This is a genomic window from Streptomyces sp. GL_141, from assembly GCF_057834385.1.
In genome coordinates, this window is sequence record NZ_CM174402.1 from 3,474,653 (window position 1) to 3,498,693 (window position 24,041).

Sequence of the window (24,041 nt, forward strand, 5' to 3'; positions counted from 1 at the left end):
GGCGAGAGGCCTTCGATGATCATCCGTACCGATTTCCCCTACGGGACCACCCACGAGGACGTCCGCATCCCCCTCCCGGACGGCACCCGCCTCTACGCCCGCATCTGGCGGCCGGTCACCGACGAGCCCGTCCCGGCGCTGCTGGAGTACCTCCCGTACCGCCTCACCGACTGGACCGCCCCGCGCGACTGGCAGCGCCACCCCTGGTACGCGGGCCACGGCTACGCCTCCGTACGGGTCGACGTGCGCGGCCACGGCAACAGCGGCGGCGATCCGGGCGACGAGTACGACGCCCGGGAACTCGCCGACGGGGTCGCGGTCGTCGAATGGCTGGCGGCCCAGCCCTGGTGCACGGGCTCGGTCGGCATGTTCGGCATCTCCTGGGGCGGCTTCAACAGCCTCCAGATCGCCGCCCTCGCCCCGGAGGCGTTGAAAGCCGTGGTCACCGTCTGCTCCACGGACGACCGCTTCGACAACGACGTGCACTACATGGGCGGCTCCCTGCTCGCCGTGGACATGCACGCGTGGGCGGCGACCATGCTCGCCTTCGCCTCCCGCCCGCCGGACCCGCTCTACGCGGGCGAGGGCTGGCGCGACCAGTGGCTGTCGCGCCTCGGCGCGGTGGAACCCCTCGTCCACACCTGGCTCTCCCACCAGACCCGCGACGCGTACTGGCGCCACGGCTCCGTCTGCGAGGACTACGCCGCGATCGGCGCGGCCGTCCTGGCCGTCGGCGGCTGGCACGACCCGTACCGCGACACCGTGCTCCGCCTGGTCTCGGCCCTGCCCGCCGACCGGGTCCGCGGCCTGATCGGCCCCTGGTCGCACCAGTACCCCGACCGGGGACTGCCCCCCGGCCCCGCGATCGGCTTCCTCCAGGAGACCCTGCGCTGGTGGGACCACTGGCTCAAGGGCAAGGACACGGGTGTCATGTCCGAACCCCTGCTCCGCTCCTGGATCTCCGAGTCCCACCCGCCGGCCACCACCTACCCGACCCTGCCGGGCCGCTGGGTGGGCGACCCGTCCTGGCCCTCCCCCAACGTCGACCCCGTCACCTACGCCTTCCAGGGCGCGCCGGTCGTCGTGGCCTCCCCGCAGCACACCGGCCTGGACGCGGGCCGCTTCTTCCCCTTCGGCAACGACGCCGACCTGCCTCCGGACCAGCGCGAGGAGGACGCGAAGTCGGCCTGCTTCGAGTTCCCCGTCGGCGACGGCTCCGGCCCGGTGGAGATCCTCGGCCGCCCGGTGGTCAGACTCCGGCTCCGCATGGACGTCCCGTACGGCCAGGTCGTGGCCCGCCTGTGCGACGTGGCCCCGGACGGCTCCTCGACGCTGGTCACGAGGGGCGCGCTGAACCTGTCCTCCCGACAGGGCCGGGACAAGGCGATCCCGTGGCCGGTGGGCTCGTACGAAGACGTGCACTTCGAGCTGAACGGCATCGGCCACTCCTTCCCACCGGGACACCGCATCCGCGTCGCCCTCTCCTCGGCCTACTGGCCGTGGATCTGGCCGCGGGCCGGCTCGGAGGCGGGCTGGACCCTGGACCCGGCGGGCAGCGCGGTGGAACTCCCGATCCGCGATGCCTCCGCCGAGGTGGACACGATCCTCTTCGAGGCCCCGGAACAGTCGGAGCCCCTGGGCGTCTCCTACCCGGCGACCCTGGACGCCCCCCGGCCGGAACGCCTGGTCGTACGGGACGTCGCGCGCGGCGTATGGCGCCTGGAGGTCGACCCCCGCTACGGCGGCACCCGCGTCTACCCCGACGGCCTGGAGTTCAGCGAGGACGCGCTGGAGATCTACGAGATCCAGGAGTCGGACCCCTTGTCGGCCCGCACCCACTCCACCTGGACGGTCCGCCTGCACCGCCCGGAGCTGGGCTGGGACGTGTCGGTGGTGACCCGCTCGGAAATCACCTGCGACGAGGGCGGCTTCCTGACCTCGAACGAGGTCGTCTGCCGAGAGGGCGACGAGGTCCTCTTCCACCGCACGTGGGAACGCCGCTTGCCGCGAGCGGCGGTCTAGCCGGCCCCGGGCCCCGGGCGACTGCCCGGGGCCCGGCGGCTGTCAGACGGCCTTGACGCCGTCGACGAAGGCCGCGAAGGCGGCGGCGGAAACGTCCAGCACCGGGCTGTCGGCCCACTTTGAGTCCCGGACGGGGACGACACCGCGCGAGGCGACGAGATTGGTGGCGACCTCGACGCACTGACCGCCGTTTTCGCTGTACGAGGACGTGAACCAGCGGGGGGATTCGGTTGTCACTGGATGCCCTTTCTCGAAGTCAGACGGCCTTGACGCCGCCGACGAAGGCCGCGAAGGCGGCGGCGGAGACGTCGAGCACGGGGCTGTCCGAGAGCTTGGAGTCCCTCACCGGGACGACACCGCACGAGGCGACGAGGTTCGTGGCGACCTCGACGCACTGACCGCCGTTGTCGCTGTAGGAGGAGGTGAACCAGCGGGGAGATTCGGTCGTCACGGGGAGCCCCTTCGTAGCTGATCGATCAAGGCCACAGATGCCGCCTGAGTGCATGCCTCGGCCTGGAGCTGATGGTAGGCCGTCAGCATGGGCACCACCGAGTTGATATCCCGCTCCAAATGGCCCCGTTGGGCGGATTCCGCGTAGGACATGATCGAGCGGTCCGGCAGCGTCAGCACGGTGACGGGCAGGTTGAACGGCCGTAGCTCCCCCATCTCAAACGGTGCGATCTGGAGCACGGTGTTCGGCAGTTCGGCGAATTCGAGCAGGCGCGTGAACTGGTCCCGCATGACGCCCGGTCCGCCGAGGGGTCGCCGGATGCAGCTCTCGTCGAGCACCGCGAGGATCAGCGGCGGAGGGGTCCGCACCAGCACGGCCTGCCGGTCCGCGACGATCGTGACGCGCTCGGCCGCCTGCTCGGGGGTGCTCGCGCCCCGCTTGACCCCGCTCTCGGCGAGGACCGTCGCGTACTCCGGGGTCTGGAGCAGTCCAGGTATGACGCCCACCTCGTAGAGCCGGATCTCCACGGCCCGGCTCTCGTAGCCGAGGAACTCGGGGAATCCCTCCAGCAGGACCCCGTGCCGGATCTCGCGCCACTGCCGCTCGAACGTGTCCTCGGTTCCCGCGATCCCGAACACCACGTCCGCACTGCGCGCGAAGCGCAGAGTCGAAATCTTGCGCCCGGTTTCCACCGCCGAGATGTGTGTGGCGGAGAAGCCCATCCGCTCCCCAAGACCTTCCTGCGTCCAGCCGCGCTCCTCCCGCGAGCTGCGCAGACGCGCCCCGAAGGCCGCTTCGGGACCTGCCTCGGGGTTCAACTCCTTGCGATTCACAGCCTCGTGACCAACTTTCCGTTCCGTACTGGCAAGTTGAACTGTCCCCACGGCCACGCCACGCTGAACTCACCGAGTAGTGAATCCACTACGGAGAGGAACGGCCATGTGTGGAATGCCCATTCCCCCTACTCCCGCCCCCGGAACCCTGGTGGTGGACACGAGCCGCGACGACCTGGTCGGGGAGTTCCGGGGGCTCGCCGGCCCGTACTGGGCACTGCGCCCCGTGCGCGGCGGGCCGGAGTGGGAGGCGGAGCCTCGAAACGTCCGCCCCGCGGACCCGATGGAACGGCTCCGCGCGGAAACGGCCCGGCGCAACGCCCGCAGCACCGAAGGTCTGCTGTGAGCGAGAGCCCGCTCGCGGAGCTGCGACGCATCGAGTCGGACCCCGTCTACCGGGCCCATTTCCGCGAGCTGCTGGACGCGGCGCTGGCACGGCGGGCCGCCGCGGACGCCGTACGGGCCCTGCGGGGGCTGCTGGCCTCCCGTACGGCCGACGAGGCCTCGGCCCTGGCCGTGACCCTCGGGGCGGTCGCCTGGACCGGCTGCCTGGCCTTCGCCGCGGCCCGGGGCGGCATCACGTGACCGGCGCGTGCGATGCCTCCGGCGTACTGTCCGCCGCACACCTGGACGCGCTGGCAGCGCACCCCCACACCCTCCGGGAGGTGCTCGACGCCGGACCGGAACTGCGGTGCTCCTTAGGTCAGCACACCGGTCCCCACATGGACGTCCTCCACGAGGGCCCCACCCCGGGGCACGCGATATGGGCCCGCTGGCCCGGGGACGCGACCCTCACCCTCCCCGACTGCCCGGCAACCGCCGCCGACGAGGGCTGCGGCCAGTACCTGTCCCACCCGGGCGGCCACACCTGGGAGCTCACGGACCCGGCGTGACCCCCGGAGCGGTGACGCCGGGTGGGACGTCACCGCGTGCGTACGGTCGACCGGCGAAGCCGATCACCCGGGTGTGGGGCCCATCGTGGAGCCGTCATCCGAACCGCGTCCAGTACCGGGCAGGACCCGCGCCGCGGCCTCACCGAGTGCGGCGAGGCGCGACGCCAGGGCGGGAACGAGCGGCTCGTCGAGGAGGAACAACCAGGCGTACGCGGTGCCGAGTACGGCGGCGTGCACCAGGGCGGGGTCTGCCGGCGCCGCCAGTTCGCCCCGCCGGTGGGCGCGTTCCAGCACCTCGGCGATCAGGACGCGCTCTTCGGCGATGAAGGTCTCCTGGAACCGTGCGGCGACGTCGGGCTGCTGCCGCAGGTCGGCGAGCAGCCCGGGGGTGGCTGCCGCGGTCACCGGATCGGAGAAGACCCCCAGGATCAGGCCGGCGAGCGCGGTGAGGTCGCCGGTGAGCGTTCCGGTGTCGGGGAGGGGTTGCGTTCTTCTCCCGCGGACGAGGACGGAGAAGACGAGTTCGCCGCGTGAGCGGTGGCGGCGGTAGATGGCCGCTTTGCCGATGCCCGCCTTGGCGGCGATGGCGTCCATGGTCAGACCGGTGTACCCCACGCGTGGCACCAACTCGCGTACCGCGTCGCGGATCGCGGCGTCCACGCGACTCTCGCGCGGTCGGCCGGTGGGTTGCTTCGGAGGCTGCATTGACCCACCATACGGAACTATGAGTATCGGAACTGATCGTATCGAAAGCTCTTCCGCAGGTGCCGGCACTCGCGCCCGCACCCTGACACTCTGGGCCGGCCGCAGTGCCGTGGCCATCGGCGTCCTCCACACCGCGCTCCTCGCCGTCGTGTCCCGCTCGCAATGGAGTGGCTGGCTGTCGGGCGAGTTGCGTGGCGCGGACCCCGCCACCCACGCCGAGTCGGCGAGCCTGTTCTGGGCGCTGCCGGGCGGCTTCGCGGTGCCGCTGATCCTGCTGGGCCTGCTGCTGTCGCGGATGGCCCGCACCGGCCAAGAGGTCCCGCGCTACGTGGGATGGGCCCTGGCGGGCTGGGTGGTACTGGCCGGGTGGATCTTGGGGCCGTCCGGGTTCCCGCTGGGCCTGATACCGGCCGTGCTGCTGATCGTCGCGTCCTGGCCGCGGCGGTCGTGAGCGCCGTCCCTGTGCCGTTCCCGTGCGTCCGGCCTGTCAGTGGAGTGCGCTTTCCTGTCCGCATGGGCGTACGGAGACCAGTGGATCGGCGCCGGGACTGGGTCGAGCGGCTCAAGGCCCCGACGTGCCGCCTCGGCGCGCTTACGCGGGGAAGATCCGCTCCAGGACCACCGCGATGCCGTCCTCCTCGTTCGAGAGCGTGACCTCGTCGGCGACGGCCAGCAGCTCCCGGTGAGCCCCCGCCATCGCGACCCCGTGCGCCGCCCACGCGAACATCGGGATGTCGTTCGGCATGTCGCCGAAGGCGATCGTCGACGACCCGGTGACGTCCAGCAGTGCCGCCGCCACCGCCAGACCGCTCGCCTTGTCGATGCCCGGGGGCTGGAGCTCGACCGTGTGCTCACCCGCCATCGTGACGTTGACCAGGTCCCCGACCACGCCCCGGGCGATCTCCGTCAGCTCGTCGTCCGACAGCCGCGGATGCTGGAGGAGCACCTTGTTGATCGGCGAGGCCCACAGGTCGGACCGCCGGGCCACCGCCACCGTCGGGAGGTGCGGGTGCCACATCCGGTAGCCCGGCCCTATCAGCATCTCCGCGTCGACGCCCTCCTGATTGACCGCGGCCCAGACCTCGCCGACCTCCGCCTCGATCTTCCCGAGGGCGACTTCCGCCAGCTCCCGGTCCAGGGACACGGAGTGCAGCATCCGCCCCGCCGCCGCGTCGTAGACCTGCGCTCCCTGCCCGCACACCGCGAGTCCCGTGTAGCCGAGGCCGTCCAGGACGTGGCGGACCTGCGGGACGGGGCGGCCTGTCACGATGATGTGCCGGGCGCCGGCCGCGCGGGCGGCGGCGAGAGCGGCGTAGGAGCGGGCCGAGACGGTGTCTCCGGCGCGCAGCAGAGTCCCGTCCAGGTCGGTGGCCACGAGTGCATAGGGGAGGGCGGAAGTCACGTGTCAAGGATACGGACCCCCTCGGACAAGTCCTACAAATAGTGCCCGAATCCGGCCTCCCACACGCCCCACCAGCCCCTTAACCTGTCAACCAGCCCCCGGGACACCCCCGGGCCGCGTCGAAAGCGAGGCAGCACCCCATGCCCCAGCAGAGCCCCCTCGACCTCCCCGAGGGCGACCCGTTCGGGCCGCACAACCTCCCCTACGGCGTGTTCTCCACCGCCGGGGACGAGCGGCGCCGGATCGGTGTCCGCATCGGCGGGTACGTGCTCGACGCCGGAGCGGCCGCGGCCGCACTCGGTTCCCCGTACGCCGGACTGCTCGGGCAGCCCTCCCTCAACCCGCTGCTCGCCGCGGGCCGCACCGCTTGGAAGGACGTGCGCCGCGCGCTGACCGCCTGGGTCACCGACCCCGGTCACCGGCCCTCCGTGGAACCGCACCTCCTGCCGCTCGAAGACGTCGCGCTGCACCTCCCGTACGAGGTCGCCGACTACGTCGACTTCTACGCGAGCGAGCACCACGCGACGAACGTCGGCAAGATCTTCCGGCCGGACGGGGACGCGCTGACCCCCAACTGGAAGCACCTGCCCATCGGTTACCACGGCCGGGCCGGAACCATCGTGGTCTCCGGCACCGACGTCGTGCGCCCCGGAGGCCAGCGCAAGGCGCCCGCCGACCCGGCGCCCGTCTTCGGGCCGTCCGTGAAGCTCGACATCGAGGCCGAGGTCGGCTTCGTCGTCGGCACCCCCTCGGAGCAGGGCCGCCCCGTGGCCCTCGGCGACTTCGAGGAGCACGTCTTCGGGCTGTTCCTGCTCAACGACTGGTCGGCGCGCGACATCCAGGCCTGGGAGTACGTGCCGCTGGGCCCCTTCCTCGGCAAGTCCTTCGCCACTTCCGTCTCCGCCTGGGTCACCCCGCTGGAGGCCCTGGACGCGGCCCGGGTCGCCCCGCCCGCCCGGGACTTCCCGCTCCTGCCCTACCTCGACGACTCCGCCGCCGACCGGCCCGGCGGCTTCGACCTGCGCATCACCGTCTCCATCAACGGGCAGGAGGTGGCGCAGCCGCCGTTCGCGTCGATGTACTGGACCGCCGCCCAGCAGCTCGCCCACATGACCGTCAACGGCGCCTCCCTGCGCACCGGCGACGTGTACGGCTCGGGCACCGTCAGCGGCCCCGAGACCGGCCAGCGCGGCTCGCTGCTGGAGCTCACCTGGAACGGCCGCGACGCCATCGAGCTCGCCGACGGCAAGCGCACCTTCCTGGAGGACGGGGACACCGTCACCCTCACCGCGTGGGCACCGGGCGCCGACGGCACCCGCGTGGGCCTCGGCGAGGTCTCCGGCCGCATCGTGGGCGCCCTCTAGTCCACATCGCGGGACGAGCACCGACGGCGGGGTGGCGGATCCTTCCGCCACCCCGCCGTCTGCTCAGGTCACGGCGGTGAGCTGCCGCCCGGGAACCACCCGTCCGGCCCCGGCCCCGCCCTCCGGGCCCCCCGTTCGGAGCCCTGCCGCGTGCAGCCCCGCCACCGCGCCGGGATGGTGGACGAAAGCCCCCGAACGGCAGGAGTCGTCCCCATGCCCCTCCGCCCCCGCAAGGCCTTCCTGACCTGCGCGGCCGCGATATCCCTCGGTTTGGCCGCCACCGCCACCGCCATACCGGCCCACGGTGTGGAGGGGCCCGCGCCCGATCCGAGGAACGCGCAGGCGATGCGCGACATGGCCACGGCGATCCGGGTGACGGCCAAGTACGTGGACGAGCGCGAGGCGCTCAAGGACGGCTACGTCCCGCACGGCACGGAGTGCATGACCAACCCGTTCGGGGTCGGCACCATGGGCTACCACTACGTGAAGCAGGCCAACTGGGGTTCGACGGACCCGAGCAAGCCGGCCGCCCTGCTCTACAGCACCGAGAAGGACGAGAACGGCCGCCGCAAGCTCCAGACGGTGGAGTGGATGTCCACCGACCGGGACCAGGACCTGAAGACCACCGATGACCGGCCGAGCATGTTCGGCCTGCCCTTCGACGGGCCGATGCCGGGCCACTGGACGGGCATGCCCAAGCACTACGACCTGCACATGTGGGCGTACGAGGACAACCCGGCGGGCCGCTTCCACAACTGGAACCCCGCCCTGACCTGCCCGAAGACCAGCACCCCCGCACCGCACCCGCACTGACTCCGGTACCGCGCACAGCGAAGGGCCCGGCCCCCCGAGAAGGGAAGCCGGGCCCCAGGCCGTACGGTCAGCGCACGAACGTGCTCGCGCTGCCCGCCAGGTCCAGGAAGTACTGCGGGGCCACGCCCAGCACCACCGTGACGGCGACGCCCACCGCGATCGTCGTCATCGTCAGCGGGGACGGGACGGCGACCGTGGGGCCGTCCGCCTTCGGCTCGCTGAAGAACATCAGGACGATCACCCGGATGTAGAAGAACGCGGCGATCGCGGACGAGATGACACCGACCACGACCAGCGCTCCCGCGCCGCCCTCCGCCGCCGCCTTGAACACGGCGAACTTGCCGGAGAAGCCGGAGGTCAGCGGGATGCCCGCGAAGGCGAGCAGGAAGACCGCGAAGACCGCCGCCGTGAGGGGCGAACGACGGCCCAGGCCCGCCCACTTGGACAGGTGCGTGGCCTCGCCGCCCGCGTCGCGCACCAGCGTGACCACCGCGAAGGCGCCGATCGTCACGAAGGAGTACGCGCCCAGGTAGAAGAGGACGGACTGGACGCCCTCCGCCGAGGTGGCGATCACACCGGCCAGGATGAAGCCGGCGTGCGCGATCGAGGAGTAGGCGAGGAGCCGCTTGACGTCGGTCTGGGTGACCGCGATGACGGCTCCCGCCAGCATCGTGACGATCGCGACGCCCCACATGACCGGCCGCCAGTCCCACCGCAGGCCGGGCAGCACCACGTACAGCAGGCGCAGGAGCGCGCCGAACGCCGCCACCTTCGTCGCCGCCGCCATGAAGCCGGTGACCGGGGTGGGGGCGCCCTGGTAGACGTCCGGGGTCCACATGTGGAAGGGGACCGCTCCGACCTTGAAGAGCAGGCCCATCAGGATCAGCGCGCCGCCGATCAGCAGCAGCGCGTCGTTGCCCATGGTGTCGGCGAGCGCCGGGTCGATGTTCGCCACGGTGCCGTCGACGACCTCGGCGATCGCCGCGTAGGAGACCGAGCCGGCGTACCCGTAGACGAGCGCGATGCCGAAGAGGAGGAAGGCGGAGGAGAAGGCGCCGAGCAGGAAGTACTTGACGGCCGCCTCCTGCGACATCAGCCGCTGGCGGCGGGCGAGGGCGCAGAGCAGGTACAGCGGGAGGGAGAAGACCTCCAGGGCCACGAACAGCGTCAGCAGGTCGTTGGCCGCGGGGAAGATCAGCATTCCGGCGACCGCGAACAGCGCGAGCGGGAAGACCTCGGTGGTGGTGAAGCCCGCCTTGACGGCTTCCTTCTCGCTCTCGCTGCCGGGTACGGACGCCGCCTGCGCGGCGAAGGAGTCCACCCGGTTGCCGTGGGCGGCCGGGTCCAGGCGCCGCTCGGCGAAGGTGAAGATCGCCACGACCGAGGCCAGGATGATGGTGCCCTGCAGGAAGAGCGCCGGTCCGTCGACGGCGATGGCGCCCATGGCCGCGATGTGCGCCTTGGAGCTGCCGTACCCGCCGGCGGCGAGTCCGACGACCGCCGCGAAGGCCGAGGCCAGCGCGGCGACGGCGAGGAACACCTGCGTGTAGTAACGGGCCTTGCGCGGTACGAAGGCCTCGACGAGGACTCCGATGATCGCCGCGCCCAGCACGATGAGCGTGGGCGACAGCTGGGCGTACTCGATCTGCGGGGCCGGGATCTTGTCGATCGGCGCCGCGGCCGCCAGGTTCGGCAGCAGGTTCTGGGCTGCGGCAGTCAGCGTGCTCACTTCGCCCCCTCGCTCTCGTTGGCGGGCTTCGCCTCGACAGCCACCTCGGGCTTCGGGTCCGTCTGCTTCACGTCCGACATGGTGTGCTTCACCGCCGGGTTGACGATGTCGGTCAGGACCTTCGGGTAGACGCCCAGTCCGATCAGCAGCGCGATCAGCGGGGCGACCACCAGGACCTCCCGCAGGCGCAGGTCCGGCATGGTGCGGACCTCCTCCTTGACCGGGCCGGTCATGGTGCGCTGGTAGAGGACCAGCGTGTAGAGCGCCGCCAGCACGATGCCGAAGGTGGCGATGATGCCGACGACCGGGTACCGGGCGAACGTGCCGACCAGGACCAGGAACTCGCTGACGAACGGGGCGAGGCCCGGCAGCGACAGGGTGGCGAGGCCACCGATGAGGAAGGTGCCGGCCAGGACCGGGGCCACCTTCTGCACGCCGCCGTAGTCGGCGATGAGCCGGGAGCCGCGCCGCGAGATCAGGAAGCCGGCGACCAGCATGAGCGCCGCCGTCGAGAGCCCGTGGTTGACCATGTACAGCGTCGCGCCCGACTGGCCCTGGGAGGTCATCGCGAAGATGCCCAGGATGATGAAGCCGAAGTGCGAGATGGAGGCGTACGCCACCAGCCGCTTGATGTCCCGCTGCCCGCAGGCGACCAGCGCGCCGTAGACGATGCTGATCAGGGCCAGGACCAGGATCACCGGCGTGGCCCACTTGCTGGCCTCGGGGAAGAGCCCGAGGCAGAAGCGCAGCATCGCGAAGGTGCCGACCTTGTCGACGACGGCGGTGATCAGGACGGCGACCGGGGCCGTGGCCTCGCCCATCGCGTTGGGCAGCCAGGTGTGCAGCGGCCACAGCGGGGCCTTCACCGCGAAGGCGAAGAAGAAGCCGAGGAACAGCATCCGCTCGGTGTTGGTCGCCATGTCGAGCGTGCCCGCGGCGCGGGCGGCGGTGATCTCCTGGAGCGAGAAGTTCCCGGCGACCACGTAGAGCCCGATGACGGCGGCCAGCATGATGAGGCCGCCGACCAGGTTGTAGAGGAGGAACTTGACCGCCGCGTACGAGCGCTGCGCGGCCGCGTTCTCGTCGGACCCGGAGTGTGCCCGGTCCCCGAAGCCGCCGATGAGGAAGTACATCGGGATGAGCATGGCTTCGAAGAAGATGTAGAAGAGGAAGACGTCGGTGGCCTCGAAGGAGATGATCACCATCGCCTCGACCAGCAGGATCAGGGCGAAGAAGCCCTGGGTCGGCCGCCAGCGCGAAGAGTTGGTCTCCAGAGGGTCGGCGTCGTGCCAGCCGGCCGCGATCACGAAGGGGATGAGCAGCGCGGTGAGTGCGATGAGCACCACCCCGATGCCGTCGACGCCCAGTTCGTAGCGGACGCCGAAGTCGGCGATCCAGGAGCGTGATTCGGTGAGCTGGTAGCGGTCGCCACCGGGCTCGAAGCGGACCGCGACGAGCACGGCCAGCGCCAGGGTCGCCAGCGAGAAGAGCAGGGCGAGCCATTTGGCGGCGGTCCGGCGGGCGGCCGGGACGGCCGCCGTCAGGATCGCACCGACCGCGGGGACCGCGGCCGTCACCGTCAGAAGCGGGAAACTCATCTCACACCGCCCTCATCAGCAGGGTCGCGGCGATCAGGATCGCCGTGCCCCCGAACATCGAGACCGCGTAGCTGCGGGCGTAGCCGTTCTGCAGCTTGCGCAGCCGGCCCGACAGCCCGCCGACTCCGGCGGCCGTGCCGTTGACCACGCCGTCGACCAGGCTGTGGTCGACGTAGACGAGGGAGCGGGTCAGGTGCTCCCCGCCGCGGACCAGGACCACGTGGTTGAAGTCGTCCTGGTAGAGGTCCCGTCGGGCCGCCCGGGTGAGGAGCGAGCCGAGCGGGGCGACGACCGGGACGGGCTTCCTGCCGTACATCACCCAGGCGATGGCCACGCCGATGACGAGGACCACCATGGTGGCCAGCGTGACCGTCAGCGCGCTGATCGGCGGGTGTCCGTGCTGGTGTCCGGTGACGGGCTCCAGCCAGTGCAGGAAGCGGTCGCCGATCCCGAAGAACCCGCCCGCGAAGACCGAGCCGAAGGCCAGGATGATCATCGGGATGGTCATGGACTTCGGGGACTCGTGCGGGTGCGGCGCGTGACCCTCTGCGTCGGGCTGCCAGCGCTTCTCGCCGAAGAAGGTGAGGAGCATGACGCGGGTCATGTAGAAGGCGGTGATCGCCGCGCCGAGCAGGGTGACCCCTCCGAGGATCCAGCCCTGGGTGCCGCCCTTGGCGAAGGCGGCCTCGATGATCATGTCCTTCGAGAAGAAGCCCGACAGGCCGGGGAAGCCGATGATGGCAAGGTAGCCGAGCCCGAAGGTCACGAAGGTGACCGGCATGTACTTCCGCAGGCCGCCGTACTTGCGCATGTCGACCTCGTCGTTCATCCCGTGCATCACGGAACCGGCGCCGAGGAAGAGGCCCGCCTTGAAGAACCCGTGCGTGACCAGGTGCATGATCGCGAACACGTACCCGATGGGGCCGAGGCCGGCCGCCAGGATCATGTAGCCGATCTGCGACATCGTCGAGCCGGCGAGGGCCTTCTTGATGTCGTCCTTCGCGCAACCGACGATCGCACCGAAGAGGAGCGTGACGGCGCCGACCACGACGACCGCGGTCTGCGCGTCCGGGGCCCCGTTGAAGATGGCGCCCGAGCGGACGATCAGGTAGACGCCGGCGGTGACCATGGTCGCGGCGTGGATGAGGGCCGAGACCGGGGTCGGGCCCTCCATCGCGTCGCCGAGCCAGGACTGCAGCGGCACCTGGGCCGACTTGCCGCACGCGGCGAGCAGCAGCATCAGGGCGATCGCCGTCAGCTTGCCCTCGCCGGCCTCGGACACCGAGCCGAGGACCGGGCCGAAGGCGAAGGTGCCGAAGGTGGTGAACATCAGCATGATGGCGATCGAAAGGCCCATGTCGCCGACCCGGTTGACCAGGAAGGCCTTCTTCGCGGCGGTGGCCGCGCTGGGCTTGTGCTGCCAGAAGCCGATGAGGAGGTACGAGGCGAGGCCCACGCCCTCCCAGCCGACGTACAGCAGGAGGTAGTTGTCGGCGATGACCAGGAGCAGCATCGCGGCGACGAAGAGGTTGAGGTAGCCGAAGAAGCGGCGGCGGCGCTCGTCGTGCTCCATGTATCCGATGGAGTACACGTGGATGAGCGTGCCCACCCCGGAGATCAGCAGGACGAAGGTCATCGACAGCTGGTCGAGCTGGAAGCCGATGTCGGCCTGGAATCCCTCCACCGGGATCCAGCTGAACAGCCGCTGGTGGAAGGTGCGGTCCTCGGCGCCCTTGCCGAGCATGTCGGCGAAGAGGGCGAGGCCGATGCCGAAGGAGACGGCGGCGAACAGCGTGCCGATCCAGTGGCCGGTCTTGTCGAGACGGCGGCCGCCGCAGAGCAGCACCACCGCTCCGAGCAGGGGCGCTGCTACCAGCAGCGCGATCATGTTCTCCACAGCGACCCCTTACAGCTTCATCAGGCTGGCGTCGTCGACCGAGGCCGAGTGGCGGGTACGGAACAGCGACACGATGATCGCGAGGCCCACCACGACCTCGGCGGCGGCGACGACCATCGTGAAGAACGCGATGATCTGGCCGTCGAGGTTGCCGTGCATCCGGGAGAAGGTGACGAAGGCGAGGTTGCAGGCGTTGAGCATGAGCTCCACGCACATGAACAGCACGATCGCGTTCTTCCGGATCAGGACGCCCGCCGCACCGATGGTGAACAGCAGCGCGGACAGGTACAGGTAGTTGACCGGGTTCACTTCGAGGCCTCCTCACGGCCGAGCCGCTCGGACGACCGCTGCTCCAGGGCCTTCAGGTCGTCCAGGGCCTGCCCGGAGACGTCCCTGATCTGGCCGCGGGCGCGCAGCGTCTGGTTGACGGTGAGCTCGGAGGGGGTGCCGTCCGGCAGCAGGCCCGCGACGTCCACGGCGTTGTGCCGGGCGTAGACGCCGGGTGCGGGCAGCGGCGGGAGCTGTACGCCCTCGCGTACGCGGCGCTCGGCGAGTTCGCGCTGGGTGGCGGCCCGCTCGGTGCGCTCGCGGTGGGTGAGCACCATCGCGCCGACGGCCGCCGTGATCAGCAGGGCGCCGGTGATCTCGAAGGCGAACACGTACTTGGTGAAGATCAGCGTGGCCAGGCCCTCGACGTGCCCGCCGGAGTTGATCCGGCCGAGTCCGTTGAAGTGGGTGAGCTTGGCGTTGCCGATGCCCGCGATGAGCAGGATGCCGAAGCCGAGTCCGCACAGGGCGGCCAGCCAGCGCTGCCCCTTGATGGTCTCGGTGAGCGAGTCCGCGGCGGTGACGCCGACGAGCATGACGACGAAGAGGAAGAGCATCATGATCGCGCCGGTGTAGACGACGACCTGGACGATTCCGAGGAAGTACGCCCCGTTGGCGAGGTAGAAGACCGCCAGGATGATCATCGTCCCGGCCAGGCTCAGCGCGCTGTGCACGGCCTTCTTCATCAGGATCGTGGCCAGTGCGCCGATGACGGCGACCGTGCCGAGGACCCAGAACTGCACCGCCTCACCGGAGGAGGTGAGGGTGGCGGCTGCGGCGAGGGTGCTCATGCCCCCACCCCCTCGGAAGCGTCTTCGGAGGCCGCGGTCTCGCCCTTGGAGACGGCCACCTGCCGGACCGTGCCGGGAGCCGCCCCGGTCACCAGCCCGCGGTAGTAGTCCGTGTCGTCGGTGCCGGGGAAGATCGAGTGCGGAGCCTCGACCATGCCCTCGGTGAGCCCGGAGAGCAGCTGCTCCTTGGTGTAGATGAGCGCTTCGCGGCTGGAGTCGGCCAGTTCGAACTCGTTCGTCATGGTCAGCGCCCTGGTCGGGCACGCCTCGACGCACAACCCGCACAGGATGCAGCGGGCGTAGTTGATCTGGTAGACCCGGCCGTACCGCTCACCCGGGGAGTAGCGCTCCTCCTCGGTGTTGTCCGCGCCCTCGACGTAGATCGCGTCGGCGGGACAGGCCCAGGCGCACAGCTCGCACCCGATGCACTTCTCCAGACCGTCCGGGTGGCGGTTGAGCTGGTGCCGCCCGTGGAAGCGGGGTGCCGTGGTCTTTTCCTGCTCCGGGTACTGCTCGGTGAGGCGCTTCTTGAACATGGCCTTGAAGGTCACGCCGAAGCCGGCCACCGGGTTCTGCCACTTCTCGCCCTGCTCGGCGTCAGACTTGTCAGACATTTTCAGCACCCTCCTCTCGGTCACTGTCAGTATTCGCCGCGCCACTGACAATGAGCTCCCGCTCACTGCGGGGCCGCCTGCGCGGTACGGGTGCCAGGTGCTGGCCGGGCTTGGGCGGTACGGGGAATCCGCCCGCCAGGGGGTCGAAGGGTTCGGCGGCGGCCGCCAGTTCGGCGTCCGCGAGGGCCGTCTTCTCCTTCTTGTCGCGGAACAGGTCCGCGACGAAGGACAGCAGCAGGAGCGCGATGACCCCGCCGCCGACGTAGAGCACGATCTCCTGGAAGTCGTAGTTCTCGTTGCGCAGCGCCCGGACGGTGGCGACCAGCATCAGCCACACCACGGAGACCGGGATGAGCACCTTCCAGCCGAGCTTCATCAGCTGGTCGTAGCGCACGCGCGGGAGCGTGCCGCGCAGCCAGATGAAGAAGAACAGCAGCAGCTGGACCTTGAGGACGAACCAGAGCATCGGCCACCAGCCGTGGTTCGCGCCCTCCCAGTACGTGGAGATCGGCGCCGGGGCCCGCCAGCCGCCCAGGAACAGGGTGACGGAGACCGCGGAGACGGTGACCATGTTGACGTACTCGGCGAGCATGAACAGCGCGAACTTGATCGAGGAGTACTCGGTGTTGAAGCCGCCGACCAGGTCGCCCTCGGACTCCGGCATGTCGAAGGGGGCGCGGTTCGTCTCGCCGACCATCGTGATGACGTAGATGATGAAGGAGACCGGCAGCAGGATGATGTACCAGCGGTCCGCCTGGGCTTCGACGATCGCCGAGGTCGACATCGACCCGGAGTAGAGGAAGACCGAGGCGAAGGCCGCGCCCATCGCGATCTCGTAGGAGATCATCTGCGCGCAGGAGCGCAGGCCGCCGAGGAGCGGGTACGTGGAGCCGGAGGACCAGCCGGCCAGCACGATGCCGTAGATGCCGACCGAGGCCACCGCGAGGATGTAGAGCATCGCGATGGGCAGGTCGGTCAGCTGCATCGTGGTGCGCTGGCCGAAGATGGAGACCTCGTTGCCCGAGGGGCCGAAGGGGATCACCGCGATGGCCATGAAGGCCGGGATCGCCGCGATGATCGGGGCCAGGACGTACACGACCTTGTCGGCCCGCTTGACGATCAGGTCTTCCTTGAGCATCAGCTTCACGCCGTCGGCGAGCGACTGGAGCATGCCCCAGGGGCCGTGCCGGTTGGGGCCGATGCGCAGCTGCATCCAGGCGACGACCTTGCGCTCCCACACGATGGAGAAGAGCACGGTCACCATCAGGAAGGCGAAGCAGAACACCGCCTTGACGACGACGAGCCACCAGACGTCCCTGCCGAACAGGGAGAGGTCTTCGGCGGCGATCTGAACGGTGTTCACGCGCCCACCTCCGCAGGGGAGTCGCTGGTGTCGGCGGGGGTGGCCGGGCCGATGCGGACCAGGGCCCCCGGGCGGGCTCCGGTGTCGGCGAGGACCCCGGAGCCGGTGGAGTTCATCGGGAGCCAGACCACCCGGTCGGGCATCTCGGTGATGCGCAGCGGCAGCTCCACGGAGCCGGCGGGGCCGGTCACCGCGAGGACGTCGCCGTTCTTGACGCCGGTCTCGGCGGCCGTGGCGGCCGACAGGCGGGCGCTAGCCTCGTGCCGGGTGCCGGCCAGGGCCTCGTCGCCGTCCTGGAGGAGCCCCTGGTCGAGGAGGAGCCGGTGGCCGGCGAGGACGGCTTCGCCCGCGCCGGGCCGGGGCAGCAGCTCCCGGTCTCCGGGCTGTCCGGCGGCGCGCTCCCCGGCCCACGGGCCGAGCCCGTCGAGCTCCCGGCGTACGGCGTGCACGTCGGGCAGCGCGATCGGCCGGTCGGCCGCGTCGGCCAGCATGTGCAGCACGCGGGAGTCGGCGGGGGCGAGCCGGCGGGTCATCTGCTCGGGCTTGAGCGCGGCCTCGAACGGCCGTACCCTGCCCTCCCAGTTGATGAACGCGCCCGGCTTCTCGGCGACGGCCGCGACCGGGAAGACCACGTCCGCGAGGTCGGTGACCGCTCCGGGCCGCAGTTCCAGGGAGACCACGAAGGCTTCCCGGAGCGCGGCCTCGGCGCGGGCCGGGTCCGGCAGGTCGTCGAGCTCGACGCCGGCGACCAGCAGGGCGGACAGCTCCCGGGTGGCGGCGGCCTCGATGATCTGGCCGGTGTCGCGGCCGTAGCGGTGCGGCAGCTCGTCCAGGCCCCAGGCGGCGGCGACCTCGTCGCGGGCCCGCGGGTCGGTGGCCGGGCGGGCGCCCGGCAGCAGGGACGGCAGCGCGCCCGCCTCGACGGCGGCCCGCTCTCCGGCCCGGCGCGGGATCCACACCAGGGTGGCGCCGGTCACGGCGGCGGCCCGGACGGCCGCGGTCAGCGCGCCGGGCACGCCCGCGAGGCGCTCCCCCACGACGATGACCGCTCCGGGCAGGCGCAGCGCGTCGGCGGCGGCGAGGTCGCCGTCCTCCAGTCCGGCGCCGGAGGCCAGGGCGTTCAGCCACTCGGGCTCGGTGCCGGGGGCGGCGGCCAGCAGGGTGCCGCCCGCCTTCTCCAGGCCGCGCGTGGCGAACGGGGCGAGGGCGAAGGTCCGCTGCTTGTGCTTGCGGTGGGCCTTGCGCAGCCGCAGGAAGACCCCGGGGGCCTCCTCCTCGGCCTCGATGCCGACGAGGAGCACGGCCGGGGCCGCCTCCAGCGAGGCGTTGGTGACCCCGCTGCCGTCGAGGTCCTTGCCGGTGCCGGCCACGGTGGAGGCCAGGAACTCGGTCTCCTCCGCGCTGTGCACCCGGGCCCGGAAGTCGATGTCGTTGGTGTCGAGGACGACCCGGGCGAACTTGGCGTACGCGTAGGCGTCCTCGACGGTGAGGCGTCCGCCGGTCAGCACTCCGGCCCGGCCGCGCGCGCCGGCCAGCCCGTTGGCCGCGGCCTCCAGGGCCTCGGGCCAGCTGGCCGGGGCCAGGACCCCGTCGCTGCCGCGCACCAGCGGGGTGGTGAGCCGGTCGGGGCGCTGCGCGTAGCGGAACCCGAAGCGGCCCTTGTCGCAGATCCACTCCTCGTTGACCTCGGGGTCCTCCGCGGCCAGCCGGCGCAGCACCTTGCCGCGGCGGTGGTCGGTGCGCGTCGCGCAGCCGCCCGCGCAGTGCTCGCACACGCTCGGGGAGGAGACCAGGTCGAAGGGGCGGGAGCGGAACCGGTAGGCGGCCGAGGTGAGGGCGCCGACCGGGCAGATCTGGATGGTGTTGCCGGAGAAGTACGACTCGAAGGGGTCGTCCTCGCCGGTGCCGACCTGCTGGAGCGCGCCGCGCTCCAGGAGTTCGATCATCGGGTCGCCGGCGATCTCGTTGGAGAAGCGGGTGCAGCGGGCGCAGAGCACGCACCGCTCGCGGTCGAGCAGCACCTGCGTGGAGATCGGTACCGGCTTCTCGTACGTCCGCTTCTTGCCCTCGAAACGCGATTCGGCGTTTCCGTGGGACATCGCCTGGTTCTGCAGCGGGCACTCGCCGCCCTTGTCGCAGACCGGGCAGTCCAGCGGGTGGTTGATGAGGAGGAGCTCCATCACCCCGCGCTGGGCCTTGTCGGCGACCGGGGAGGTCAGCTGGGTCTTGACGACCATGCCGTCGGTGCAGGTGATGGTGCAGGAGGCCATCGGCTTGCGCTGGCCCTCGACCTCGACGATGCACTGGCGGCAGGCGCCGGCCGGGGAGAGGAGGGGGTGGTCGCAGAACCGGGGGATCTCGATGCCGAGCTGTTCGGCGGCCCGGATGACCAGGGTTCCCTTGGGCACCGACAGTTCGATGCCGTCGATGGTCAGGGAGATCTGGTCCACGGGCGGGACCGCCGCTTCCCCGCCGCCGGAGGCTGCCGTAGTGGTCACGGTCATGCGGTCACCTCCGTGTCGGCCCAGAGGGTCGACTTCTTGGGGTCGAAGGGGCAGCCCTTGCCCGTGATGTGCTGCTCGTACTCCGCGCGGAAGTACTTGAGCGAGGAGAAGATGGGGCTCGCGGCGCCGTCGCCGAGCGCGCAGAACGACTTGCCGTTGATGTTGTCGGCGATGTCGTTCAGCTTCTCGAGGTCGGACATGACCCCCTTGCCCGCTTCGATGTCGCGGAGCAACTGGACCAGCCAGTACGTGCCTTCGCGGCAGGGCGTGCACTTGCCGCAGGACTCGTGGGCGTAGAACTCGGTCCAGCGGGTCACCGCCCGCACCACGCAGGTCGTCTCGTCGAAGCACTGCAGGGCCTTGGTGCCGAGCATGGAGCCGGCCGCGCCGACGCCCTCGTAGTCGAGGGGGACGTCGAGGTGCTCCTCGGTGAACATCGGGGTGGAGGAGCCGCCCGGGGTCCAGAACTTCAGCCGGTGCCCGGGGCGCATGCCGCCGCTCATGTCGAGGAGCTGGCGCAGCGTGATCCCGAGCGGGGCCTCGTACTGGCCGGGTCCGACGACGTGTCCGGAGAGCGAGTACAGGGTGAAACCGGGGGACTTCTCGGTCCCCATCGACTTGAACCAGTCCTTGCCCTTGTTCAGGATCGCGGGAACCGAGGCGATGGACTCCACGTTGTTCACGACGGTGGGGCAGGCGTAGAGGCCCTCGACCGCGGGGAAGGGCGGACGCAGCCGGGGCTGGCCGCGCCGTCCTTCGAGGGAGTCCAGGAGGGCCGTTTCCTCGCCGCAGATGTACGCGCCCGCGCCCGCGTGCACGGTGATGTCGAGCTTCAGCCCGCTCCCGAGGATGTTCTCCCCGAGGTAGCCGGCCTCGTACGCCTCGCGCACCGCCTCGTGCAGCCGCCGCAGCACCGGCACGGTCTCGCCGCGCACGTAGATGAAGGCGTGCTCCGAGCGGATCGCGTAGCAGGCGATGATCATTCCCTCGATGAGGGAGTGCGGGTTGGCGAAGAGGAGCGGGATGTCCTTGCAGGTTCCCGGCTCCGACTCGTCCGCGTTCACGACGAGGTAGTGCGGCTTGCCGTCGCCCTGCGGGATGAACTGCCACTTCATGCCGGTGGGGAAGCCCGCGCCGCCGCGACCGCGCAGGCCCGAGTCCTTCACGTAGGCGATGAGGTCGTCCGGGGTCATGGCGAGCGCCTTGCGCAGGCCCTCGTACCCCTCGTGCCGCCGGTAGGTCTCCAGCGTCCACGACCGCGGCTCGTCCCAGAACGCCGACAGGACGGGCGCGAGGAGCTTCTCCGGACTCGTGCCGTTCTTACTCAGTTCGGTCGACACGGTCATCACTCCCCTCCCTCGATGGTGGCCTCGCCGCGCGGGTGCACGATCGGGGTGTGCGGGGCTTCGCCGCGCGCGATGCGCAGGCCGATCAGGGACGCGTGACCCGCGCCGCCACTGGCCTCGACCGCGCCCTCGCGCTCGTCGGGGAAGCCCGCGAGGATCCGCGCGGTCTCCTTGTACGTGCACAGCGGCGCGCCCCGGGTCGGCTCGACGGGCCGGCCGGCCAGCAGGTCGTCGACCATGGCCTTGGCGGACTCGGGGGTCTGGTTGTCGAAGAACTCCCAGTTGACCATCACCACGGGGGCGTAGTCGCAGGCCGCGTTGCACTCGATGTGTTCGAGGGTGACCTTGCCGTCGGGGGTGGTCTCGTTGTTGCCGACCCCGAGGTGGTCCTTGAGCTCCTCGAAGATGGTGTCGCCGCCCATGACCGCGCACAGGGTGTTCGTGCACACGCCGACCTGGTAGTCCCCGGAGGGCTTGCGCCGGTACATCGTGTAGAAGGTGGCCACGGCCGTGACCTCGGCGGTCGTCAGGCCCAGCACCTCGGCGCAGAACCGGATGCCGGTGCGCGAGACGTAGCCCTCCTCCGACTGGATGAGGTGGAGCAGCGGCAGCAGCGCGGAGCGGCTGTCGGGGTAGCGGGCGATGACCTCCTTCGCATCCGCTTCCAGCCGGGCGCGCACGTCGGCCGGGAAGTCGGGTGCCGGAAGCTGGGGCATGCCCAGGCTCACCCCTGATACGGGCTGATTGGCTGTCATCGGTCGACGCCTCCCATCACGGGGTCGATGGAGGCGACGGCCACGATGACGTCGGCGATCTGGCCGCCCTCGCACATCGCCGCCATGGCCTGCAGGTTGGTGAAGGACGGGTCGCGGAAGTGGACCCGGTAGGGGCGGGTGCCGCCGTCGGAGACGACGTGCACGCCGAGCTCGCCCTTGGGCGACTCCACGGCCGCGTAGGCCTGGCCGGCCGGTACCCGGAAGCCCTCGGTCACCAGCTTGAAGTGGTGGATGAGGGACTCCATCGAAGTGCCCATGATCTGCTTGATGTGGTCGAGCGAGTTGCCGAGGCCGTCGGGGCCCATGGCGAGCTGCGCCGGCCAGGCGATCTTCTTGTCGGCGACCATGACCGGTCCCGGCTCCAGCCGGTCCAGGCACTGCTCGACGATCCGCAGGGACTGGCGCATCTCCTCCAGGCGGATCAGGAACCGCCCGTAGGAGTCGCAGGACTCGGTGGTCGGCACGTCGAACTCGTAGTTCTCGTAGCCGCAGTACGGGTCCGTCTTGCGCAGGTCGTGCGGGAGGCCGGCGGAGCGCAGGACCGGGCCGGTGGCGCCGAGCGCCATGCAGCCGGTGAGGTCGAGGTAGCCGACGTCCTGCATGCGGGCCTTGAAGATGGGGTTGCCGGTGGCGAGCTTGTCGTACTCCGGCAGGTTCTTCTTCATGGTCTTCACGAACTCGCGGACCTGGTCCACGGCGCCCGGGGGCAGGTCCTGCGCGAGGCCGCCGGGGCGGACGAACGCGTGGTTCATGCGCAGTCCGGTGATCAGCTCGAACACGTCGAGGATCAGCTCGCGGTCGCGGAACCCGTAGATCATGATCGTGGTCGCGCCCAGCTCCATGCCGCCGGTGGCGATGCACACCAGGTGGGAGGAGAGCCGGTTGAGCTCCATCAGCAGGACGCGGATGACGGAGGCGCGGTCCGGGATCTGGTCGGTGATGCCGAGCAGCTTCTCGACGCCCAGGCAGTACGCCGTCTCGTTGAAGAACGGCGTCAGGTAGTCCATGCGCGTGACGAAGGTGGTGCCCTGCGTCCAGTTCCGGTATTCGAGGTTCTTCTCGATGCCGGTGTGGAGGTAGCCGATGCCGCAGCGGGCCTCGGTGACCGTCTCGCCGTCGATCTCCAGGATCAGGCGGAGCACCCCGTGGGTGGAGGGGTGCTGGGGGCCCATGTTGACGACGATCCGCTCGTCGTCCGCGCGGGCCGCCGACTGGACGATCTCGTCCCAGTCCCCGCCGGTGACGGTGTAGACGGTGCCCTCGGTCGTCTCGCGCGCCGAGGCGTGGTCGGCGGAGGCGTGGTTCGAAGTGGACATCAGCTGTACGACCTCCGCTGGTCGGGAGCCGGGATCTGGGCGCCCTTGTACTCGATGGCGATGCCGCCGAGCGGGTAGTCCTTGCGCTGCGGGAAGCCCTGCCAGTCGTCCGGCATCATGATCCGGGTGAGGGCCGGGTGCCCGTCGAAGATCAGGCCGAAGAAGTCGTACGTCTCGCGCTCGTGCCAGTCGTTCGTCGGGTAGACGGAGACGATCGAGGGGACGTGCGGGTCGGCGTCCGGAGCGGTGACCTCCAGCCGCACGATCCGGCCGTGGGTGAGCGAGCGCAGGTGGTAGACGGCGTGCAGCTCGCGGCCCTTGTCATCCGGGAAGTGCACCCCGCTGACACCGGTGCAGAGCTCGAAGCGCAGGGCCGGGTCGTCGCGCAGGGTCTTCGCGACGAGGAGGAGGTGCTCGCGCGCGATGTGGAGGGTGAGCTCCGCCCGGTCGACGACGACCTTCTCGATCGCGTTCTCCGGGACGAGGTCCTGCTCCTCCAGCGCCCCTTCGAGCTCGTCGACGACCTCGTCGAAGTACGAGCCGTACGGGCGCGCGCTCGCGCCGGGCAGGGCCACGGTGCGCACGAGGCCGCCGTAGCCGCTGGTGTCGCCGCCGCCCGAGGCGCCGAACATGCCCTTGCGGACGCCGATCACCTCGGGGCCGGTGGCACCTCGGGGCGCGGGCACGTTGTCGCCGTTGCCGGCGTGGGGGCCGTTCTGCACGGCCGGGTCCTCGCTCACCGCAGGAGCCCCTTCATCTCAATGGTGGGGAGCGCCTTGAGGGCCGCCTCCTCCGCCTCTCGGGCCGCCTCTTCCCGGTTCACGCCGAGCTTGCCGCCCTGGATCTTCTGGTGGAGCTTGAGGATCGCGTCCAGCAGCATCTCGGGGCGGGGCGGGCAGCCGGGCAGGTAGATGTCCACGGGGACGATGTGGTCGACGCCCTGGACGATCGCGTAGTTGTTGAACATTCCGCCCGAAGACGCACAAACACCCATAGAGATGACCCACTTGGGAGCGGGCATCTGGTCGTACACCTGCCGCAGCACCGGCGCCATCTTCTGGCTGACCCGGCCGGCCACGATCATCAGGTCGGCCTGGCGCGGGGATCCGCGGAAGACCTCCATGCCGAAGCGGGCCAGGTCGTACCGGCCCGCTCCGGTGGTCATCATCTCGATGGCGCAGCAGGCCAGGCCGAAGGTGGCCGGGAAGACGGACGCCTTGCGCACCCATCCCGCGGCCTGTTCGACGGTGGTCAGCAGAAAGCCGCTCGGCAGCTTCTCTTCCAGTCCCATGGAAAA

General features: G+C 70.6%; 25 protein-coding genes. 7 read left to right on the forward strand and 18 right to left on the reverse strand.

Annotated features, from left to right (window positions below; translation table 11 throughout):
* Positions 1 to 15: 15 nt before the first annotated feature.
* Positions 16 to 2,022, forward strand: coding sequence for a CocE/NonD family hydrolase (locus AC3IX6_RS14925; protein ID WP_489371452.1), 2,007 nt, complete (start codon positions 16 to 18; stop codon positions 2,020 to 2,022).
* Positions 2,023 to 2,064: 42 nt separating this feature from the next.
* Here the strand turns inward: AC3IX6_RS14925 and AC3IX6_RS14930 are convergent, their stop codons facing one another.
* The 3 genes from AC3IX6_RS14930 to AC3IX6_RS14940 are packed head-to-tail and all read right to left on the reverse strand — an operon-like array spanning position 2,065 to position 3,306.
* Positions 2,065 to 2,259 carry a DUF397 domain-containing protein gene (locus AC3IX6_RS14930; RefSeq protein ID WP_489370565.1) on the reverse strand — a complete coding sequence of 65 codons (195 nt, stop codon included), beginning with the start codon at positions 2,257 to 2,259 and terminating at the stop codon, positions 2,065 to 2,067.
* Between the two features lie 19 nt (positions 2,260 to 2,278).
* Entirely contained in the window at positions 2,279 to 2,473 is a 195-nt protein-coding gene (locus AC3IX6_RS14935) for a DUF397 domain-containing protein (RefSeq protein ID WP_489370566.1), read from the reverse strand.
* Positions 2,470 to 3,306, reverse strand: a complete 837-nt coding sequence (locus AC3IX6_RS14940; RefSeq protein ID WP_489370567.1) for a helix-turn-helix domain-containing protein — start codon at positions 3,304 to 3,306, stop codon at positions 2,470 to 2,472. The genes AC3IX6_RS14935 and AC3IX6_RS14940 overlap by 4 nt, the downstream gene beginning before the upstream one ends.
* A 115-nt stretch (positions 3,307 to 3,421) precedes the next feature.
* Here AC3IX6_RS14940 and AC3IX6_RS14945 point away from each other — a divergent pair, with 115 nt between their 5' ends.
* The 3 genes from AC3IX6_RS14945 (at position 3,422) to AC3IX6_RS14955 (ending at position 4,199) form a co-directional block, all read left to right on the forward strand.
* Entirely contained in the window at positions 3,422 to 3,652 is a 231-nt protein-coding gene (locus AC3IX6_RS14945) for a hypothetical protein (RefSeq protein WP_489370568.1), read from the forward strand.
* On the forward strand, positions 3,649 to 3,891 hold the full coding sequence (locus tag AC3IX6_RS14950) for a hypothetical protein (RefSeq protein WP_489370569.1): 243 nt from the start codon (positions 3,649 to 3,651) through the stop codon (positions 3,889 to 3,891). The genes AC3IX6_RS14945 and AC3IX6_RS14950 overlap by 4 nt, the downstream gene beginning before the upstream one ends.
* A gap of 137 nt (positions 3,892 to 4,028) precedes the next feature.
* Positions 4,029 to 4,199 (forward strand): hypothetical protein, encoded by a 171-nt coding sequence (locus AC3IX6_RS14955; protein ID WP_489370570.1) that lies wholly within the window; start codon positions 4,029 to 4,031, stop codon positions 4,197 to 4,199.
* A 63-nt stretch (positions 4,200 to 4,262) separates the two neighbouring features.
* Here the strand turns inward: AC3IX6_RS14955 and AC3IX6_RS14960 are convergent, their stop codons facing one another.
* Positions 4,263 to 4,904, reverse strand: a complete 642-nt coding sequence (locus AC3IX6_RS14960) for a TetR-like C-terminal domain-containing protein (RefSeq protein ID WP_489370571.1) — start codon at positions 4,902 to 4,904, stop codon at positions 4,263 to 4,265.
* A gap of 19 nt (positions 4,905 to 4,923) precedes the next feature.
* On the opposite strand from AC3IX6_RS14960, the gene AC3IX6_RS14965 reads away from it, so the two are divergent.
* Positions 4,924 to 5,355 carry a DUF6463 family protein gene (locus tag AC3IX6_RS14965; RefSeq protein WP_489370572.1) on the forward strand — a complete coding sequence of 144 codons (432 nt, stop codon included), beginning with the start codon at positions 4,924 to 4,926 and terminating at the stop codon, positions 5,353 to 5,355.
* 141 nt (positions 5,356 to 5,496) lie between these two features.
* Here the strand turns inward: AC3IX6_RS14965 and AC3IX6_RS14970 are convergent, their stop codons facing one another.
* Positions 5,497 to 6,306, reverse strand: a complete 810-nt coding sequence (locus AC3IX6_RS14970; RefSeq protein WP_489370573.1) for an HAD family hydrolase — start codon at positions 6,304 to 6,306, stop codon at positions 5,497 to 5,499.
* Positions 6,307 to 6,446: 140 nt separating this feature from the next.
* Between AC3IX6_RS14970 and fahA the strand changes: the two genes are divergently transcribed.
* Both fahA and AC3IX6_RS14980 read left to right on the forward strand, forming a co-directional pair.
* On the forward strand, positions 6,447 to 7,670 hold the full coding sequence (gene fahA, locus AC3IX6_RS14975) for a fumarylacetoacetase (protein WP_489370574.1): 1,224 nt from the start codon (positions 6,447 to 6,449) through the stop codon (positions 7,668 to 7,670).
* Positions 7,671 to 7,883: 213 nt separating this feature from the next.
* Positions 7,884 to 8,483 (forward strand): hypothetical protein, encoded by a 600-nt coding sequence (locus AC3IX6_RS14980; RefSeq protein ID WP_489370575.1) that lies wholly within the window; start codon positions 7,884 to 7,886, stop codon positions 8,481 to 8,483.
* A 67-nt stretch (positions 8,484 to 8,550) separates the two neighbouring features.
* Here the strand turns inward: AC3IX6_RS14980 and nuoN are convergent, their stop codons facing one another.
* From nuoN to AC3IX6_RS15045, 13 genes are read right to left on the reverse strand one after another with little or no spacing between them, the layout of a single operon-like run.
* Positions 8,551 to 10,170, reverse strand: a complete 1,620-nt coding sequence (gene nuoN / locus AC3IX6_RS14985; protein WP_489371453.1) for an NADH-quinone oxidoreductase subunit NuoN — start codon at positions 10,168 to 10,170, stop codon at positions 8,551 to 8,553.
* Positions 10,171 to 10,208: 38 nt separating this feature from the next.
* The gene (locus tag AC3IX6_RS14990; RefSeq protein ID WP_489370576.1) at positions 10,209 to 11,810 is read right to left on the reverse strand and encodes an NADH-quinone oxidoreductase subunit M; all 1,602 of its coding nucleotides are present in this window, start codon (positions 11,808 to 11,810) and stop codon (positions 10,209 to 10,211) included.
* A gap of 1 nt (position 11,811) precedes the next feature.
* Positions 11,812 to 13,707, reverse strand: a complete 1,896-nt coding sequence (gene nuoL / locus AC3IX6_RS14995; RefSeq protein WP_489370577.1) for an NADH-quinone oxidoreductase subunit L — start codon at positions 13,705 to 13,707, stop codon at positions 11,812 to 11,814.
* A gap of 9 nt (positions 13,708 to 13,716) precedes the next feature.
* The gene (nuoK, locus tag AC3IX6_RS15000) at positions 13,717 to 14,016 is read right to left on the reverse strand and encodes an NADH-quinone oxidoreductase subunit NuoK (RefSeq protein ID WP_112449176.1); all 300 of its coding nucleotides are present in this window, start codon (positions 14,014 to 14,016) and stop codon (positions 13,717 to 13,719) included.
* On the reverse strand, positions 14,013 to 14,825 hold the full coding sequence (locus AC3IX6_RS15005) for an NADH-quinone oxidoreductase subunit J (protein WP_489370578.1): 813 nt from the start codon (positions 14,823 to 14,825) through the stop codon (positions 14,013 to 14,015). The genes nuoK and AC3IX6_RS15005 overlap by 4 nt, the downstream gene beginning before the upstream one ends.
* Entirely contained in the window at positions 14,822 to 15,439 is a 618-nt protein-coding gene (nuoI, locus tag AC3IX6_RS15010) for an NADH-quinone oxidoreductase subunit NuoI (RefSeq protein ID WP_327305153.1), read from the reverse strand. Before nuoI ends, AC3IX6_RS15005 begins: the two co-directional genes overlap by 4 nt.
* Complete coding sequence (gene nuoH / locus AC3IX6_RS15015; RefSeq protein WP_266905640.1) at positions 15,432 to 16,802, reverse strand: NADH-quinone oxidoreductase subunit NuoH; 1,371 nt, start codon at positions 16,800 to 16,802, stop codon at positions 15,432 to 15,434. The genes nuoI and nuoH overlap by 8 nt, the downstream gene beginning before the upstream one ends.
* Positions 16,799 to 19,306 carry an NADH-quinone oxidoreductase subunit G gene (locus tag AC3IX6_RS15020; RefSeq protein WP_489370579.1) on the reverse strand — a complete coding sequence of 836 codons (2,508 nt, stop codon included), beginning with the start codon at positions 19,304 to 19,306 and terminating at the stop codon, positions 16,799 to 16,801. The genes nuoH and AC3IX6_RS15020 overlap by 4 nt, the downstream gene beginning before the upstream one ends.
* On the reverse strand, positions 19,303 to 20,652 hold the full coding sequence (gene nuoF, locus AC3IX6_RS15025) for an NADH-quinone oxidoreductase subunit NuoF (RefSeq protein WP_489370580.1): 1,350 nt from the start codon (positions 20,650 to 20,652) through the stop codon (positions 19,303 to 19,305). The genes AC3IX6_RS15020 and nuoF overlap by 4 nt, the downstream gene beginning before the upstream one ends.
* The gene (gene nuoE, locus AC3IX6_RS15030) at positions 20,652 to 21,407 is read right to left on the reverse strand and encodes an NADH-quinone oxidoreductase subunit NuoE (protein ID WP_489370581.1); all 756 of its coding nucleotides are present in this window, start codon (positions 21,405 to 21,407) and stop codon (positions 20,652 to 20,654) included. The genes nuoF and nuoE overlap by 1 nt, the downstream gene beginning before the upstream one ends.
* Complete coding sequence (locus AC3IX6_RS15035; protein WP_489370582.1) at positions 21,404 to 22,744, reverse strand: NADH-quinone oxidoreductase subunit D; 1,341 nt, start codon at positions 22,742 to 22,744, stop codon at positions 21,404 to 21,406. The genes nuoE and AC3IX6_RS15035 overlap by 4 nt, the downstream gene beginning before the upstream one ends.
* Complete coding sequence (locus tag AC3IX6_RS15040; RefSeq protein ID WP_489370583.1) at positions 22,744 to 23,484, reverse strand: NADH-quinone oxidoreductase subunit C; 741 nt, start codon at positions 23,482 to 23,484, stop codon at positions 22,744 to 22,746. The genes AC3IX6_RS15035 and AC3IX6_RS15040 overlap by 1 nt, the downstream gene beginning before the upstream one ends.
* Positions 23,481 to 24,035: a NuoB/complex I 20 kDa subunit family protein gene (locus tag AC3IX6_RS15045; protein WP_243339941.1), complete on the reverse strand. Its 555-nt coding sequence runs from the start codon at positions 24,033 to 24,035 to the stop codon at positions 23,481 to 23,483. Before AC3IX6_RS15045 ends, AC3IX6_RS15040 begins: the two co-directional genes overlap by 4 nt.
* Between the last annotated feature and the right edge of the window lie 6 nt (positions 24,036 to 24,041).